This window comes from Aeromonas sp. Y318-1 (assembly GCF_027706125.1).
GTDB lineage: Bacteria > Pseudomonadota > Gammaproteobacteria > Enterobacterales > Aeromonadaceae > Aeromonas > Aeromonas hydrophila.
Genome location: NZ_JAPDCM010000014.1, coordinates 108238 through 123626 on the forward strand (window position 1 = coordinate 108238; position 15389 = coordinate 123626).

Annotated in this window: 12 protein-coding genes; 7 read left to right on the forward strand and 5 right to left on the reverse strand. The window is 65.6% G+C overall.

The annotated features are described in order from the left end of the window. Positions 1-153 precede the first annotated feature (153 nt). Together OKB87_RS19290 and OKB87_RS19295 are read right to left on the reverse strand one after the other, a co-directional pair. Positions 154-2313, reverse strand: coding sequence for an AsmA family protein (locus OKB87_RS19290; RefSeq protein ID WP_270828287.1), 2160 nt, complete (start codon positions 2311-2313; stop codon positions 154-156). 189 nt (positions 2314-2502) lie between these two features. Further along, complete coding sequence (locus OKB87_RS19295; protein WP_270828288.1) at positions 2503-4650, reverse strand: prolyl oligopeptidase family serine peptidase; 2148 nt, start codon at positions 4648-4650, stop codon at positions 2503-2505. A gap of 235 nt (positions 4651-4885) precedes the next feature. On the opposite strand from OKB87_RS19295, the gene OKB87_RS19300 reads away from it, so the two are divergent. The 5 genes from OKB87_RS19300 to OKB87_RS19320 all read left to right on the forward strand — a co-directional run bounded on the left by OKB87_RS19300 (position 4886) and on the right by OKB87_RS19320 (position 9087). Continuing rightward, positions 4886-6097 (forward strand): threonine synthase, encoded by a 1212-nt coding sequence (locus tag OKB87_RS19300; protein ID WP_270828289.1) that lies wholly within the window; start codon positions 4886-4888, stop codon positions 6095-6097. Next, on the forward strand, positions 6094-6759 hold the full coding sequence (locus OKB87_RS19305; protein ID WP_270828290.1) for an amino acid ABC transporter permease: 666 nt from the start codon (positions 6094-6096) through the stop codon (positions 6757-6759). Before OKB87_RS19300 ends, OKB87_RS19305 begins: the two co-directional genes overlap by 4 nt. Positions 6760-6833: 74 nt before the next feature. Further along, positions 6834-7496 (forward strand): amino acid ABC transporter permease, encoded by a 663-nt coding sequence (locus OKB87_RS19310; protein WP_270828291.1) that lies wholly within the window; start codon positions 6834-6836, stop codon positions 7494-7496. Next, the gene (locus OKB87_RS19315; protein ID WP_270828292.1) at positions 7493-8254 is read left to right on the forward strand and encodes an amino acid ABC transporter ATP-binding protein; all 762 of its coding nucleotides are present in this window, start codon (positions 7493-7495) and stop codon (positions 8252-8254) included. Before OKB87_RS19310 ends, OKB87_RS19315 begins: the two co-directional genes overlap by 4 nt. Beyond that, entirely contained in the window at positions 8251-9087 is an 837-nt protein-coding gene (locus OKB87_RS19320; RefSeq protein WP_011704713.1) for a transporter substrate-binding domain-containing protein, read from the forward strand. The genes OKB87_RS19315 and OKB87_RS19320 overlap by 4 nt, the downstream gene beginning before the upstream one ends. 304 nt (positions 9088-9391) lie before the next feature. On the opposite strand, the gene OKB87_RS19325 is transcribed toward OKB87_RS19320, so the two are convergent. Together OKB87_RS19325 and OKB87_RS19330 are read right to left on the reverse strand one after the other, a co-directional pair. Continuing rightward, positions 9392-11338 carry a MacB family efflux pump subunit gene (locus OKB87_RS19325; protein WP_270828293.1) on the reverse strand — a complete coding sequence of 649 codons (1947 nt, stop codon included), beginning with the start codon at positions 11336-11338 and terminating at the stop codon, positions 9392-9394. 2 nt (positions 11339-11340) lie between these two features. Next, on the reverse strand, positions 11341-12501 hold the full coding sequence (locus tag OKB87_RS19330; protein ID WP_270828294.1) for an efflux RND transporter periplasmic adaptor subunit: 1161 nt from the start codon (positions 12499-12501) through the stop codon (positions 11341-11343). 161 nt (positions 12502-12662) lie between these two features. Between OKB87_RS19330 and OKB87_RS19335 the strand changes: the two genes are divergently transcribed. Beyond that, positions 12663-13343 carry a response regulator transcription factor gene (locus tag OKB87_RS19335; RefSeq protein WP_270828295.1) on the forward strand — a complete coding sequence of 227 codons (681 nt, stop codon included), beginning with the start codon at positions 12663-12665 and terminating at the stop codon, positions 13341-13343. Further along, positions 13340-14623 carry a HAMP domain-containing sensor histidine kinase gene (locus OKB87_RS19340; protein WP_270828296.1) on the forward strand — a complete coding sequence of 428 codons (1284 nt, stop codon included), beginning with the start codon at positions 13340-13342 and terminating at the stop codon, positions 14621-14623. Before OKB87_RS19335 ends, OKB87_RS19340 begins: the two co-directional genes overlap by 4 nt. 29 nt (positions 14624-14652) lie before the next feature. On the opposite strand, the gene OKB87_RS19345 is transcribed toward OKB87_RS19340, so the two are convergent. Then, entirely contained in the window at positions 14653-15153 is a 501-nt protein-coding gene (locus OKB87_RS19345; RefSeq protein WP_270828297.1) for an NUDIX hydrolase, read from the reverse strand. Positions 15154-15389 lie beyond the last annotated feature (236 nt).

Genomic DNA, 15389 nt, shown 5'->3' on the forward strand with positions numbered 1-15389 from the left:
AACCACAGTGATACCATCTTTTTCAGACCTAAACACCCCTGTTTTTCACTACCTGTACAGGCAACATCGCGTGTCGACACTTTGCCAGGCAGCGACGCACCATGCACAGAGCCCGCACGGGGCGGGCTCTTGATGGCAACAACGGGAAGTTGGCTATTTGAACAGGCCCTTGAGCAGCTGGTCCGCCACCCCCTTCACCCCTTCGTTGTCGGCCTTGTCACCCAGCAGCTTCTTGAGACCGCGCTCGGCCTCCTTGCGGGCCTTCTCCTCCAGCACCTTGTTGTTGCTGAGCAGCTCCTTCACGTCAAGCTTGTAGCTCGGCGCCTGCCAGTGGCCGCCGATGCGCACCGGTATGGTGATGTCCTTGAGCTCGTCCACTGTCTTGCCCCCCTGCCCCTTGCTGCTCTCCACCACGGAGGTGAGGAACAGGAAGTCGAGGGTCTCCGGCACCAGGGCGGTCTGGCCCTGCCCCTTCACCCGCAGGGCGGGGGCAAACAGCTGGATGTCGTCGCTCCTGGCAACCCCGTCGGCAATCTGGAAGCTGGCGGTGAGGGCGCTGAAGTCGGTCTTGCGCACCTCCTTCACCTGATCCGCTCCCTTGCCGGTCAAGGTGGCCCGCGCCTCGCGGATCATCTGTGCCAGGTTGATGCCGTGCAGGGCACCGTCGCTCAGCCTGAGGTTCACCTTGCCCTGCATCCGGCTGCGCAGCGCCTGCTCGGAGAGTCCTGAGCCCTGCGCCTCGACCTCCAGATCCCCCTTGCCTTCCAGCAGGTCGGTCTGAGCCAGGGTCTGCAGCAGCGGCCGTACATCGACCCCCTGCACCCGCTTGTGCACCTGATAGCGGGCCGGATGCTGACGGGCATCGAGCACACCGCTGGCGGTCACCTGGCCGCCGGCCACCCCGGCGCTGAACTGCTTGAGGGTGAGCTGGCCACCGGCCAGGGCAAGCTGCAGATCGACGGCGCTCAGATCCAGTCCCTTGAGGCGCAGGCTGCCCAGTTGCAGTCGGCCGGCCAGATCCACCGACTTGAGGGCGGTCAGATCCGGTTCGGCCGTGGAGAGCGCCTGGGCGGCGGGTGCGGCGGCCTGCGCCGTCGTCCCGCCCGGGGCTGCAGCGCCCGAGGTGGCGGCCACAGGTGCAGCCTTGGCCGGTTGACCGAGCCAGCCGTCGAGATCCAGCTTCTCCCCCTTGAGGTCAAACCCTACCCTGGGCACGGCGCCAAGCTGCACGCTGCCGTTGCCGCTCAGCAGAGCATCATCCACCCCCATCACCAGGTTGCTGAGGGTGACGGCCTGCTTGTCCAGCTCGGCGCGGGCAAAGCCCGCCAGCTTCACCTGCATCTGCGGACGTGGCAGGGCATCGCCGCTGAGCTTGGCGGCCAGCACGGCATCCGATATCTCCAGCAGTTGCCGGTTCTCATCGAGGCGCGCCTTTAGGGTTCCTTCGAGGGTTCCGGCCAGGGTCGGCTTGTCCGCCGCCCCCTGGGCCCCCTGCAGACTGAGGATGAGGCTGCTCCACTGCCCCAGTGCCAGCCGATCGGCCTTGAGGGAGAAGGCATCCAGCCGCTGGGTCGGTTCGCTCAGGCTCCCCGCCAGTGCGACATCTTTCAGCTCGCTGCGGCTGGCATCGGACGCCAGCTTGAGCTGGGCCGACCCTTTGAGATCAAACGCCAGCTCACCCTGGGCTCCCTTGGCGGCCAGGGTCACCGGTACCCACTGATCCACCGCCAGCTGGCCCAGGTTCAGGTCCAGCTGTTCGAGGCGGGAGACGGTGCCGTTGCGATCGTCCTGCAGCAGGGCGCTGGCCTGTTGCAGCTCCACCCCTTGCAGACTGATCTGCCAGGGCTGTTTGTCACTGGCGGGCGGGGGCGTCGTTGCTGCGGGCTCGGAGGTCGTCGCCTCCCCCTTGGGCTCGGCGGAGGCCTTGAGCAGATCGCTCAGGTTGGAGCTGCCGTCAGCCTTGGTCTGGATAAACAGATGGGCGCCGCTCAGGGTCACCTTGCCGATCTCAAGCCGTTGGGAGAGCAGCGGCAGCAGGCCCACCGAGGCCTCCCCGCGCGTGAAGCGCACCAGGTCGGGCTCGGCAAAGCCGGCGGGGTTGCGCAGTGCCACCTGCTCGAGGGAGAGGCCCAGGCTTGGCCAGAAACGCCAGCCGATATCCCCTTGTATCACCAGCTCGCGGCCGGTGCTCTTGCGCACTTGTTCCACCAGCTGGGACTTGAACTGGTTGGGATCGATGAGGGACACCAGGGCGGCGATGGCCACCACGGCCGCCAGCGCCAACCCCAGCAGGATATAGATGATCTTCTTCACGATGGACTCCTTGAATGCGGATCTTGTGGCTGACTATACCACCGGGGGGATGACAGATGGGGCCCGTCTGCCAAAACGGGCCAGCGGCGAGACAGGGATGGTCGCAGGCCCACGTTCAAACACGCGGCAATGAAAAGGGCCCCGCAGGGCCCTGATGATAGTGGATGGCTGGCGCCCGCCTCGCCCGGATCAAGGCTGACGCGGCAACTGCTGATAGCCCATCTCGTACAGGGTGAAGGCATAGATGTCCGCACTCTGCTCGATAAGCTTGGCCACCGGTGTGCCCGCCCCGTGCCCGGCATTGGTCTCGATGCGGATGAGCTGGGGATGGGGGCCGGCATTGTCGGCTTGCAGGGTGGCGGCAAACTTGAAGGAGTGGGCCGGCACCACCCGATCGTCGTGATCCGCCGTGGTCACCAGGGTCGAGGGGTAGCTGACCCCGGCCCGGACGTTGTGCAGCGGCGAGTAGCCCTTCAGGTAGTCGAACATCGCCTCGCTGTCGGCGCTGGTGCCGTAGTCATAAGCCCAGCCCGCCCCGGCGGTGAAGGTGTGGTAGCGCAGCATGTCGAGCACCCCCACCGCCGGCAGGGCGACCCGCATCAGATCCGGCCGCTGGGTCATCACAGCCCCCACCAGCAGACCGCCGTTGGAACCACCGCGGATCGCCAGCCGATCGGTGCGGGTGTAGCCCTCGGCCTTGAGATACTCGGCCGCCGCGATGAAGTCGTCGAACACGTTCTGCTTGTTCATCCTGGTGCCCGCCAGGTGCCAGGCCTGACCGTACTCGCCGCCCCCGCGCAGGTTGGCCACCGCATAGACGCCCCCCAGATCCAGCCAGTTGGCCACCGACACGCTGAAGCTCGGAGTCAGACTCACGTCGAAGCCGCCGTAGCCGTAGAGGATGGTCGGGTTGCTGCCATCGAGTTTCAGCCCCTTGCGGTAGCTGATGATGAGTGGCACCCGGGTGCCGTCCTTGCTCTGGTAGAAGCGCTGCTCGGAGACGTAATCCGCTGGCTTGAACGGCGCCGCCGAGGCGCGATAGAGGCTGATGGCGCCGCTCTTGGGCTCGAATCGGTAGAGCGTGGGCGGCTGGGCATAGTTCTCGAAGCCGAAATAGAGGGCGGGATCATCATGCTTGCCGTTGAAGCCGCTGACGCTGCCAAGGCCGGGCAGCGCCACCTCGCGCACCCGCTTGCCTTCGTAGTCGAACTGTTCGACCCGGGCGGTGGCATCCACCATGTACTCGGCGAACAGATAGCCGCTGCCGCTGTGCACCGTCAGCACCTGCTGACGCTCGGGGATGAGATCCCGCCAGTGGGCCGGGCCCGGGTTGGCGGCATCCACCGTCACCAGCCGGCCGTTGGGGGCGTCCCGGTTGGTCAGCAGGTAAAGGGTGCTGCCCTGGTTGTCCACCAGGCTCACGTCCGCATCCAGATCCCCCTGCACCGTCAGCAGCGGCGCGTTCTCCTGGCTCAGATCCTTCACATAGAGGCGGTTGCCGGAGGTGGAGTTCGCCGCCGAGATGAGCAGGAAGCGGTCATCTTCGGTAACGGTCGCCCCTACGTAGCGGTGGTGCTGGGCCGGGATGGCGCCAAACACCAGCCGGTCATCCTCCTGCGCCGTGCCGAGCCGGTGGAAATAGACCTTGTGCTGATCGGTCTTGGCCGACAGCTCGCTGCCATCCGGCTTGTCGTAGCTCGAGTAGAAGAAGCCCTCGTTGCCGAGCCAGCTGATGCCGCTGAACTTCACGTCCTTGAGGGGCGCCTCCAGCGGCTGCTTGCTCTCTACGTCCATCAGGTGGATCTCGCGCCAGTCGCTGCCCGCCAGCGACAAGGAGTAGGCCAGGATGCGGCCATCGCGGGAGAAACTCAACTGATCCAGCGCCGTGGTGCCGTCAGGGCTGAGGGTATTGGGATCGAGGAACACCTCGGCCGGCTTGCCCTCCAGCTGGCGCCACAGCACGTTCTGGTTCTGCAGGCCGTCGTTCTTGAAGAAGTAGTGGTAGCGCCCCTCGCGAAACGGCGCCCCCTCCTTGGCGTAGTTCCAGGAGGCGGCCAGCTTCTCCTTGATGGCGGCGCGATACGGGATCTGTGCCAGGTAGTCCCGGGTCACGGCGTTCTGGGCCTTGACCCAGGCCTCGGTCTCGGGGCTGCGGTCATCCTCCAGCCAGCGATAGGGGTCGGCCACGGCCTGGCCGAAGTAGTGATCCACCTGCTCACCCTGGCGGGTGACGGGGTAGTGAAGGCGCGCTTTCCCTGACATGGCATCCTCTTTGGTTGACTGGCCGCTGCACGCACACAGCAGTGACAGGGCCAGCAGGCTGACAATGGCTCGCATCGATGCGGCTCCCTGCGATTTCGGGTGAAGCGGGCAGGTTAGCAAAGAGTGCCGGACGGCCCAACCCCCCAGCGGGTGACCACGCGACATGAGCGGGAAGCCGCCACAACCCTGACCAATCGGAGTCATATGAATTTTTTCGCTTAGGTTTGCCAGTTTATTTTGTTTGTTATCCGGCACTTGGGTCACAGGATGGAATAAGCGACTGACCATCTCGACTCATTCAGGATAAAGCATGCCGTACAGCTACCTATCACATCTGCGTTGCAGCAAGACCGGCGAGATTGTGGATGCCGATCAGCCCCAGCAGCTGAGCCCGGTCGGCGCCCCCTTGCTGGCCAGCTACGACCTCGAGGCCCTGAAGCAGGCCTGGCACCCGGCCGCCCTGCTGGGGCGCCCCGCCAGCCTGTGGCGCTACCACGAGCTGCTGCCGGTGCGCGACCCCGCCCAGGTGGTCACCCTGGGGGAAGGCTTCACCCCGCTGTTGCCGCTGCCGCGCCTCGGCAAGCAGGTCGGCATTCCAGATCTCTGGATGAAGGATGAGAGCCTCACCCCCACCGGCTCCTTCAAGGCCCGTGGCGCCGCAGTCGGCGTCTCCCGTGCCCGCGAACTCGGCGTCACCCACTTCGCCATGCCCACCAACGGCAACGCCGGCGCGGCCTGGGCACTCTACGGCGCCCGCGCCGGCTTGCGCAGCACCATAGTCCAGCCACAGGCAGCCCCCGCCATCACCCGGCTGGAAAGCGCCCTGGCCGGTGCCCGCCTCTACCTGGTGGACGGCCTCATCAGCGACGCCGGTCGCCAGGTGGCCGAGGCGGTGGCGCAGCAGGGGCTGTTCGATGCCTCCACCCTCAAGGAGCCCTATCGCATTGAGGGCAAAAAGACCATGGGGTTTGAAATTGCCGAGCAGCTCAGCTGGACTCTGCCGGACGTGATCCTCTACCCCACTGGCGGCGGCGTCGGCCTCATCGGCATCTACAAGGCGCTGCGGGAGTTGCAGGAGCTGGGCTGGGTGCAGGGACCGCTGCCGCGACTGGTGGCGGTGCAGGCGAGCGGCTGCGCCCCCATCGTCCAGGCCTGGCAGCAGGGGGAGCGCGAGTCGCACTTCTGGCCCGACTCCCAGACCCTGGCGTTCGGCATCAACGTGCCCAAGGCGCTGGGGGATTTTCTGGTGCTGGATGCCCTCTATCGCACCGAGGGCTGCGCCGTCGCGGTGGAAGATGGCGCCATCCAACGCGAGCTGCGTCAACTCGCCTCCCAGGAGGGCTGCTTCATCTGCCCGGAAGGGGCGGCCGCCTTCGCCGCCGCCCGCCAGCTGCGGGAAGCGGGCTGGATCCAGGGGGGCGAGCGGGTGGTGGTGCTCAACACCGGCGCCGGCATCAAGTACCCGGACGCCATCACGGTCGTGCCCCAGCGGCTGCGCCGCGACGGGAGGATCCCGGCATGAGCTTCGACTGGTCCTTTGTTCTCACCACCCTGCCGGCGTTCGGTCAATCGGTCTGGGTCACCTTGCAGCTCGGCGCCATCGTGATCCTCACCTCGCTCGTCGTGGCGCTGCTCAATGTGACGCTGCAAAGCCTGCACAAGCCCTGGCTGAACGGGGTGATCCGCGCCTATGTGGAGCTGGCCCGCAACACGCCGCTCTTGATCCAGCTGTTCTTTCTCTACTTCGGGCTGCCGGCGCTCGGCATCTCGCTCTCCGGCTTTGCCACGGCGGTGATCGCCATGACCTTCCTCGGCGGCGGCTACCTGACCGAGGCGCTGCGGGCGGGCATTCAGGCGGTCCCCCCCAGCCAGCTGGAGGCGGGGCGAGCCATCGGCCTCTCCCGCTGGCAGTTGCTGCGCCACGTCCAACTGCCCCAGGCCTGGCTTGCCAGCCTGCCGGCGCTGTTTGCCAACTTCATCTTTCTGTTCAAAGAGACCACGGTGGCCTCGGCGGTGGCGGTGCCGGAGCTGCTCTACACCACCAAGAACTACATCGCCCTCTACTACAAGACCTACGAGATGCTGGCGGTGCTGACCTTGATGTGTGTGCTGATCTTTCTGCCGCTGTCCCTTGCCCTGCGCGTCCTTGAAAGGAGGCTGCAACATGGTCAGTTCGGTCATTGAATCGCTGATGCAGGCATCGATCGTCCTGCTACCGCTATCACTCGTCACCGAGGTGCAGGAAAGGAGGGATTACTATGGCCAGTCCGGTCATTGAGCAACTGACGCAGGCGCTGCCGCTGCTGGCGGTGGGCGCGGGTCAGACCCTCGCCATCTCCCTGCTCGCCATCCTGTTCGCCACCCTGGGCGGGGTCGGTTACGGCGTGCTGGCCCAACAGGGGGGAAGGCTGACTCGGGGAGTGTTGCGGGTCTATCTGGAGCTGTTTCGGGTGGTGCCCGTGCTGGTCTGGCTCTACCTCTTCTTCTTCGGGCTGCCGATCTTCTTTGGCGTAGACATCCCGGCCTTCTGGTGCGCCGTGCTGGTGCTCTCCCTGTGGGGCGCCAGCGAGGTGGGGGAAGTGGTGCGCGGCGGCCTCAAATCCCTCGCCCGCGGCCAGCAGGAGGCCGGCCTGGCGCTAGGGCTCTCCCGCTGGCAGCTCTATCGTCACGTGCTGCTGCCCCAGGCGCTGCAACGGCTGACGCCGCCGACCATCAACATCTACACCCGCATCATCAAGACCAGCTCGCTGGCGGTGCTGATCGGGGTGGTGGAGGTGATCAAGGTGGGCCAGCAGATCATCGAGCGCACCTATGGCTCGCTGCTCATCTACGGTCTGCTGTTCCTGTTCTTTTTTCTGGTCTGCTATCCGCTCTCGCTCGCCTCGCGCCGGCTGGAGCAACAATGGGGTAACGCGGTATGACACCTCTGCTTGAACTCAATGCTGTCAGCAAACAATTCGGCCAAAACCGGGTACTGGACGAGGTCAGCCTCACGGTGAACGCCGGGGAAGTGATCGTCATCCTGGGGCCGAGCGGCTGCGGCAAGAGCACATTGCTGCGCACCCTCAACGGGCTCGAACCCATTCAGGGGGGCGACATTCGCTTCGATGGAGACAGGCTGGATGCCAGCACCGACTGGCAGCGGCTGCGCCAGCGCATCGGCATGGTATTCCAGAGCTATCACCTCTTCCCCAACCTGACGGTGCTGGAGAACGTGCTGCTCGGCCCCCTTCAGGTGCAAAAACGGGAGCGGGCCGAGGCCCTGCTGCAGGCGGAACAGCTGCTGACTCGCATCGGCCTGTGGGAGCGGCGCCACGACTATCCACGCCAGCTCTCCGGCGGCCAGCAGCAGCGCATCGCCATCGTGCGGGCCCTGTGCATGAACCCGCAGGTGATGCTGTTTGACGAAGTGACCGCTGCGCTGGACCCCGAGATGGTGCAGGAGGTGCTGGAGGTGATCCGGGATCTCGCCGGCAGCGGTATGACCCTGCTCATCGTCACCCACGAGCTGGCGTTCGCCCAGGCGGTGGCGGATCGCATCGTCTTCATGGACGGCGGCCACATCCTGGAGCAGGCCGCCCCCCATCAATTTTTCGAGAACCCGCGCAGCCAGCGTGCCCGCCAGTTCCTCGCCAAGTTTTCTTATACAACTGTCATCAAACGAAAGGAGTCAGCATGAAAAAAATCACCTCGGTTCTGTTCAGTGCCTTGTTGGGACTGGGTCTCGCCAGCGGCGCTGCCCATGCGGCGGACGGTTCCCTCGACAAGATCAAGGCCCGCGACAAGCTCATCGTCGGCGTCTTCACCGACAAGCCCCCGTTTGGCTACGTGGACGAGAAGGGCAACTACGTCGGCTTTGACACCGACCTCGGTCGCCGTTTCGCCAAGGATCTGCTGGGGGACGAGAACAAGGTCGAGTTCGTGGCGGTGGAGCCTGCCAGTCGCATCCCCTTCCTGCAGAGCGACAAGGTGGATCTCATCCTCGCCAACATGACGGTGACCCCGGAGCGGCGGCAGGTGGTGGACTTCACCAACCCTAACCTGCGAGTGGCGGTGCAGGTGCTGGTGCCACAAGGAAGCCCGGCCAAGCAGCTCGACGATCTGGCCAGCAAGACCCTGATCGTCACCACCGGCACCACGGCCGACATCTGGCTGACCCGCAACCACCCGGACTGGAAGGTGCTCAAGTTCGAGAAGAACACCGAATCCCTGCAGGCCCTGGCCCAGGGCCGTGGCGACGCTTACGCCCAGGACAACTTGGTGTTGTTCAGCTGGGCCAAGGAGAACCCGGGCTATCGGGTGCTGCCCGAGAAGCTGGGCTCGGAAGACCCCATCGCGCCGGCGGTGAAGAAGGGCAATATCGAGCTGCGTGACTGGGTCAACGACCGTCTCGCCAAGCTGGGGGAAGAGAAGTACCTGCTGAAACTCTACGACCAGTATGTGCGCGACAAACTGAGCGCCGATACCGATCCCAACGACGTGATAGTGGAAGGAGGCAAGTGGCAAGGCTGAGCCTGCCAGAAGTGCTGAGAGTGTGATGTGTGTGAAGTCTTGGTTCCGTTGGTCCGCAAACCGCAAGGTTTGACCTTTCAGGCGTCCCCCTCGGGTGGCGCCTTTTTTTCGCATGGGAAAAAGAACCGGGCCAGGGGCCCGGTTGAAAACCCGCGCAGGGCAGGCTGTGTCACGTCGATGACACGGTTCAGGCTGCCGGACTGGCACAGGGTGCCGTCCGGCCAACTCGCCAGGCCACCGAGTCGGGATGAGCCCTCGGCAACGCCGGCGAATGGGGTGACGCTGCGGGCGCCGAAGAGGGTGCCTACTCCCGCTCCAGTGCGTGGATGGGGTCCATCCGCGCCGCCCGCCGCGCCGGGAAGAAGCCAAACAGCACGCCGATGAGGCTCGAGCAGAAGAAGGCCATCAGCACGGCGTCCAGGGAGTAGCTCAGGCGGAACTGGCTGCTGAAGTGCTCGAACAAGACGCCGACCAGCAGGGAGAGCAGCACCCCGGCCGCTCCGCCCAGCAGACAGACCAGCACCGCCTCGATCAAGAACTGCTGCAGTATGTCGCCGGTTCTGGCCCCCACCGCCATCCGCACGCCGATCTCGCGGGTGCGCTCGCTCACCGATACCAGCATGATGTTCATCACCCCGATGCCGCCCACCACCAGGGAGATGAGCGCAATCATGGCGATCAGCAGGGTCAGGGTGGCATTGGTGCTGGTGATCGCCTGGCGGATGCTGTCGGTGTTGAGCACGAAGAAATCCTGAGCGCCGTGCCGTTCACGCAGCAAGCGATTGATGCCATCCTCGGCGGCGGCCAGCGCCACCTCGTCCTGCACCCGCACGCTGATGCTGCGCAGGTGACTCTGGCCCAGCATCCGCGTCATGGCCGTGGTGTGGGGGATCCAGACGTTGAGGTTCTCGTCGCTGCCAAAGCCGCTCTGGTTGCGGGCCACCACCCCGATCACCCGGCACGGCAGGCTCCCCAGCAGGATCACCTGACCGAGCGGCGACTCCCCCGCGGCGAACAGACGCGCCTGACTGTTCTCGTCGATCACCACCTCCTGCGCCAGAGCGGCCACGCTGGCGGCATCGAACAGCATGCCCTGCAGCAGTCGGTAGCCACGCACCTGGAAGAACTGCTCCCCCACCCCGTTCACCGAGCCCAGCACCGCCTGGCTGCCCCGACGCAGGGTGACGCTGGTGGCCAAACTGGGGGTGATGCTGTGCACATAGCCGAGCCCGGCGAGGGCGTCGGCATCCTCCACCCTGAGGGTCTGGATCGCCTCGGCCCGCCGATCGCCGAAGCCGCTGCCGGGGAAGATCTCCAGGGTGCTGGTGCCCATGGCATTGATGCTGGCCAGCACCTGCTGCTGGGAGCCGCGCCCCAGCGCCACCACCGATACCACGGCGGCGATGCCGATGATGATGCCGAGCATGGTGAGGAAGGTGCGCATGCGCTGGGCCTGCATAGCCAGCAGCGCCATCTTGAAGGCGGCGCCGAGCCGCCCGGCCAGAGCGCCGCGTCCCTCGGTGTCGATACGGGGAGTGGTTGGCGCAGGGGACGGCGATGCCGACTCGCGACGACGGTCGGCCACCACCGCCCCATCTCTGAGCTCGATGATCCGCTCGGCCTGTTCGGCGATCGCCATGTCGTGGGTCACCAGCACCAGCGTGTGGCCCTGCCGATGCAGCGCGCCCAGGATGTCGAGCACCTCGGCCCCGCTCTGGCTGTCGAGGGCACCGGTCGGCTCGTCCGCCAGGATCACCTGACCGCCGTTGATGAGGGCGCGGGCAATGCTGACCCGCTGCTGCTGGCCGCCGGAGAGCTGGCTCGGCTTGTAGTCGAGCCGGCTGCCAAGCCCGAGCCGCTGCATCAGGCTCTCGGCCCTCGCCTTGCGCGCGTCGCCGGCCAACCCGGCATAGAGCGCAGGCAGCGCCACGTTGTCGCGGGCACTGAGATCCCCCAGCAGGTGGTAGCGCTGAAAGATGAAGCCGAAGTGCTCGCGGCGCAGGGTCGCCAGCGCATCGGCCGTCAGCCGGCCCGTCTCCCGTCCAGCCACCCGATAGCTACCCTCGCTCGGCTGATCCAGGCAGCCCAGGATATTGAGCAGGGTCGACTTGCCGGAGCCGGAGGCGCCGACGATGGCCACCATCTCGCCCCGCGCTATGGTCAGGTCGATCCCCTTGAGCACCTCGACACGTCGCTCCCCGTCACCAAAATGGCGGCGGATCCCGCTCAGTTGCAGCAGTGGTTCCCTCATGGTCACATCCCCATCGGCGGGCCCATTCGCCCGCTCTGCTGGCTCTTGGCCGTCAGCTGACTGACCACCACGGCCTCCCCGGCGGCCAACCCCGCCAGGATCTGGGCATCCACCTTGTTGTTGAGGCCCACCTTCACCTGCCGCCATTGTGGGCGGCCAGCCTCATCCACCACCTGCACCCGCCCCTCGCTCAGGGCGATGGCCGGGATCACCAGGGCGTTGCGCTCGGTCGCCAGCACTATGTGCACCTGGGCCGTCATGCCGATGCGCAGGGCACCGCTCGGATTCGCCACCTCGAACAGACCGTGGTAGTAGACGGCCGTGCTGGTCGAACTGCTGCTGGTCGTGTCGTCGTTGATGGTGTCGGGGGCGGGCTCGATGGCACGCAGACGGGCCTGGTAGCGCTGCTCGGGCGCCCCCAACACGGTAAAATAGCTGGGCAGACCGGCCTTCACCCTGATCACGTCCGCCTCCGAGATCTGCGCCTCCACCGTCATGGTGTCGAGCCGCGCCACTTTCACCATGGTCGGGGTACTCTGCACCGCGTTGACCGTCTGCCCCTGCTCCACCGGGATCGCCACTATGGTGCCCGCCATGGGGGAGACGATGCGGGTGTAACCCAGATTCACTTTGGCGGTGTCGACCGCGATGCGGGCCTGCACCGCCTGCGCCGTCAGCGCCCGGATGTCGGCACGGGTGGCCGTCAGGGTCGCCTCCGCGCTGTCGTAGTCGGCCTGACTGCCCAATCCCCGATCCAGCACCTTGCGCTGGCGCTCGAAGACCAGCTGGTTGTTGCGCAGAGTTGCCCGGCGCGAGGCCAGCTGGGCCTGTACGTTGTCGAGGGCGGCTTCGGCATCCTTGAGGGCGTTCTGCTGGGTGAGATCGTCGATCTCGACCAGCAGATCGCCCTGCTTCACCTCATCCCCCAGCGCCACGTGCAGCGCCTTGATCTGCCCCGACACCTGCGCCCCCACGCTCACCAGCTTCTGGGCCTGCAGGGTGCCGTCGGCCAGCACGCTCTGCTCCAGATCCCGCTGCTCGACCGGGACTGTGATGTAAGAGGTGGTTGGTGCCGCAGTGGAAGGCAGCAGCAGCCAGCCGGCACCGACCAGCACCAGGGCGGGCAGCAGCAGGCGAACAACGAGGAGACGGGCACGGGCCATCGCGGATATCCTTGGCTGAAACAGAGGGTGAAACAGACCCGGGCAATCTACTCCAATGTCCGGTTAAGCCTCTTGCAGGGCAGTGTAAGGATTGCGTAAAAGCAGCTGTCAGACGGAGACGGACACGGGAAAATGGCGCCAACCCGAGACGGAGAAGAGCAATGAAGATCCTGCTGGTGGACGATGATCTGGAGCTTGGCACCATGCTGAGCGAATACCTGGCTGGCGAAGGCTTGGCCACCACCCATGTGCTGACCGGCAAGAGTGGCGTGCAGCACGCCCTCTCCGGCAACTATGCCGCCGTGGTGCTCGACATCATGCTGCCTGATCTGAATGGCAGCGAGGTGCTGCGCCAGATCCGCCGCGACAGCCGGATCCCCGTCATCATGCTCACCGCCAAGGGAGACAACATCGATCGGGTGATCGGGCTGGAGATGGGGGCCGATGATTATGTGCCCAAGCCCTGCTACCCGCGGGAACTGGTGGCCAGGCTGAGGGCCGTGCTGCGCCGGGTCGAGCCTGCCCCCGCCCATCCGGGCAAAGAGCAGGGCCTGCGCCTTGGCGAGCTGGTGCTCTCCCCCGCCAGCCGTCAGTGTCACTGGCAGGCGCAGCCGCTGGAGTTGACTGCCACCGAGTTCAACCTGCTGGAACTGCTGCTGCGATCCCCAGAGCGGGTGGTCAGCAAGGATGAGCTCTCCCTGCACGGGCTTGGCCGCCCGCGCGAGCCCTATGATCGCAGCGTCGATGTGCACATCTGCAATATCCGCCAGAAGCTGCAGGCGATGGCGGGGGAAGCCGTCGGCATCGAGACGGTGCGCAGCATAGGATACCGGCTGACATGATCCTCAAGGGGCGCCTGTTCTGGAAGATCCTGTTCGGCTTCTGGTTCACCATCATCATGATGAGCCAGCTGCTGTGGGTAGCCTTCAGCCTCTATCGCCACGAAGGGCCGCCGGAGCAGCGGATGGCAAGCCAGCTGGCCGAACGTCAGCTGGCAGCTGCCGCCAGCCTGTTGCAGCGGCAGGGACCGGCTGCGGTTGCGGCCCTGCTGACCAGCTGGCCGGCCCGGGAACGAAGGCTGCTGCAGCTTGAAGCGGTCGCAGCAGAGCCATCCACAACACAGGGCGGCCGTATCCTGTTGGGAGCCGATGGCCGGCACTACCGGCTCGACTACGACAGTGCCGGCCTGCAGCAGTTGCTGGCACCACCCCAGCCCCACCGCAACTGGCTCAACATGCCACCGCCCATGTGGTGGATCGGCGGACTCGGCGGCCTCTTCTTCAGCGCCCTGCTCGCCTGGCACCTGACCCACCCCATGAACCGCTTCCGGCAGGGATTCGAGCGCCTCGCCCAGGGAGATCTGGCAGTGCGCCTCTACCCCGCCATGCGGCGGCGCCACGACGAGATCAGCGATGCGGCCCGCGACTTCGATGCCATGGCCGAGCGGCTGCAACTGCTGGTGGAGAGCCGCGAACAGCTGCTGCACGACGTCTCCCACGAGCTGCGCTCCCCCCTTGCCAGGCTGCAGCTGGCCATCGGCCTCGCCCAGCAGGATCCGGCCAGGATCGAGGGATCCCTCGAGCGGATCCAGCTCGAGACCCAGCGCATGGACAAGATGATCGGCGAGCTGCTGACCCTCACCCGCGCCGGCCATGGCGAGCAGGACGGTGAGGAGTATTACGATCTGCAGGGGCTGGTCAACGCCGTGGTGAGCGATGCCCGCTACGAGGCGCAGCACATGGGCGTCGAGATAAAAACCTGGGTGGATGAGACCCTCGAATACACGGTCTGCGGACAGGCGGAGCTGATCCGCCGGGCCCTCGACAACGTGCTGCGCAATGCCTTGCGCTTCTCGAAAGCGGGCCAGACCATCCGCCTGACCCTGATGCGGCAGGGCAACGAGTTCATCATCGAGGTGGCGGATCAGGGGATGGGGGTGGATGAGAGCAAGCTCTCCAGCATCTTCGATCCTTTCGTGCGAATAGGCTCCCCTGCGGCGGGCAAGGGCTATGGGCTGGGCCTTGCCATCACCCGCAAGGCGATCCAGGTCCAGGGCGGGCGGGTCGACGCCAGAAACGGTGAAGAGGGCGGGCTGATCGTCACCCTCCACCTGCCGGGCTAGCTGTTCCGCCCAGTCATCACTGCTATCGGTTAGCCACACAGCCGCTGCAATTGGCTGATGGCGGCGCCGGTAGAGCGGAAAGCAAACTCGGCAGGGGCAAGGCCGGCCAGCTTGCGCCACTCACAGGCGGCCACATCGTCGGCCGCTACCACAGCAGGCTTGTCTGCCAACTCCAGCAGAAAGACGGTGTCGCAGGTGTGATAGGTCACCTCGTCATAGGGATAGACGTTGGCATAGGAGCCCAGGTAACGCGGCGTCTCCCCCGTCAGATCCAGTCCCAGTTCCTCCTTGAGCTCCCTTACCAAGGCTTCCTCCAGCGATTCGCCTGGATCGACGAAGCCACCCGGCAGATCCAGCAAGCCCCGGCCGGGATCACGGGCCCGCACCGCGACCAGCAGCTCGTCCTGCCAGCACAGCGCCACCATCACGGCCGACGCCACATTCTGGAAATAGTGAAAACCACAGCCACAGGCGAACTCTTTCTCGCTGCGCTGTTGCAGCGCTCCGGAACCACAACGCGGACAAAACATAGGGGACTCCCATCTGACACCAAAGGCGCATTGTATGCCGAACCCCATCCCCGATGGAAAGGGTTGAGGCACAACACCCATAGCGTGATAAATCAGCGGGATATAGAAGAGAGAAGAGGTAATATTGAGGGAATCGAACGAAAAAAAGCCCAGTCGTTAGACTGGGCTTCTTGTTAGTGGCGGAGCGGACGGGACTCGAACCCGCGACCCCCGGCGTGACAGGCCGGTATTCTAAC

Coding starts and splice junctions, on each gene's coding strand:
- OKB87_RS19295 (WP_270828288.1), bottom strand. CDS start 4,650: ATGCGAGCCATTGTCAGCCTGCTGGCCCTGTCACTGCTGTGTGCGTGC.
- OKB87_RS19300 (WP_270828289.1), top strand. CDS start 4,886: ATGCCGTACAGCTACCTATCACATCTGCGTTGCAGCAAGACCGGCGAG.
- OKB87_RS19305 (WP_270828290.1), top strand. CDS start 6,094: ATGAGCTTCGACTGGTCCTTTGTTCTCACCACCCTGCCGGCGTTCGGT.
- OKB87_RS19310 (WP_270828291.1), top strand. CDS start 6,834: ATGGCCAGTCCGGTCATTGAGCAACTGACGCAGGCGCTGCCGCTGCTG.
- OKB87_RS19315 (WP_270828292.1), top strand. CDS start 7,493: ATGACACCTCTGCTTGAACTCAATGCTGTCAGCAAACAATTCGGCCAA.
- OKB87_RS19320 (WP_011704713.1), top strand. CDS start 8,251: ATGAAAAAAATCACCTCGGTTCTGTTCAGTGCCTTGTTGGGACTGGGT.
- OKB87_RS19325 (WP_270828293.1), bottom strand. CDS start 11,338: ATGAGGGAACCACTGCTGCAACTGAGCGGGATCCGCCGCCATTTTGGT.
- OKB87_RS19330 (WP_270828294.1), bottom strand. CDS start 12,501: ATGGCCCGTGCCCGTCTCCTCGTTGTTCGCCTGCTGCTGCCCGCCCTG.
- OKB87_RS19335 (WP_270828295.1), top strand. CDS start 12,663: ATGAAGATCCTGCTGGTGGACGATGATCTGGAGCTTGGCACCATGCTG.
- OKB87_RS19340 (WP_270828296.1), top strand. CDS start 13,340: ATGATCCTCAAGGGGCGCCTGTTCTGGAAGATCCTGTTCGGCTTCTGG.
- OKB87_RS19345 (WP_270828297.1), bottom strand. CDS start 15,153: ATGTTTTGTCCGCGTTGTGGTTCCGGAGCGCTGCAACAGCGCAGCGAG.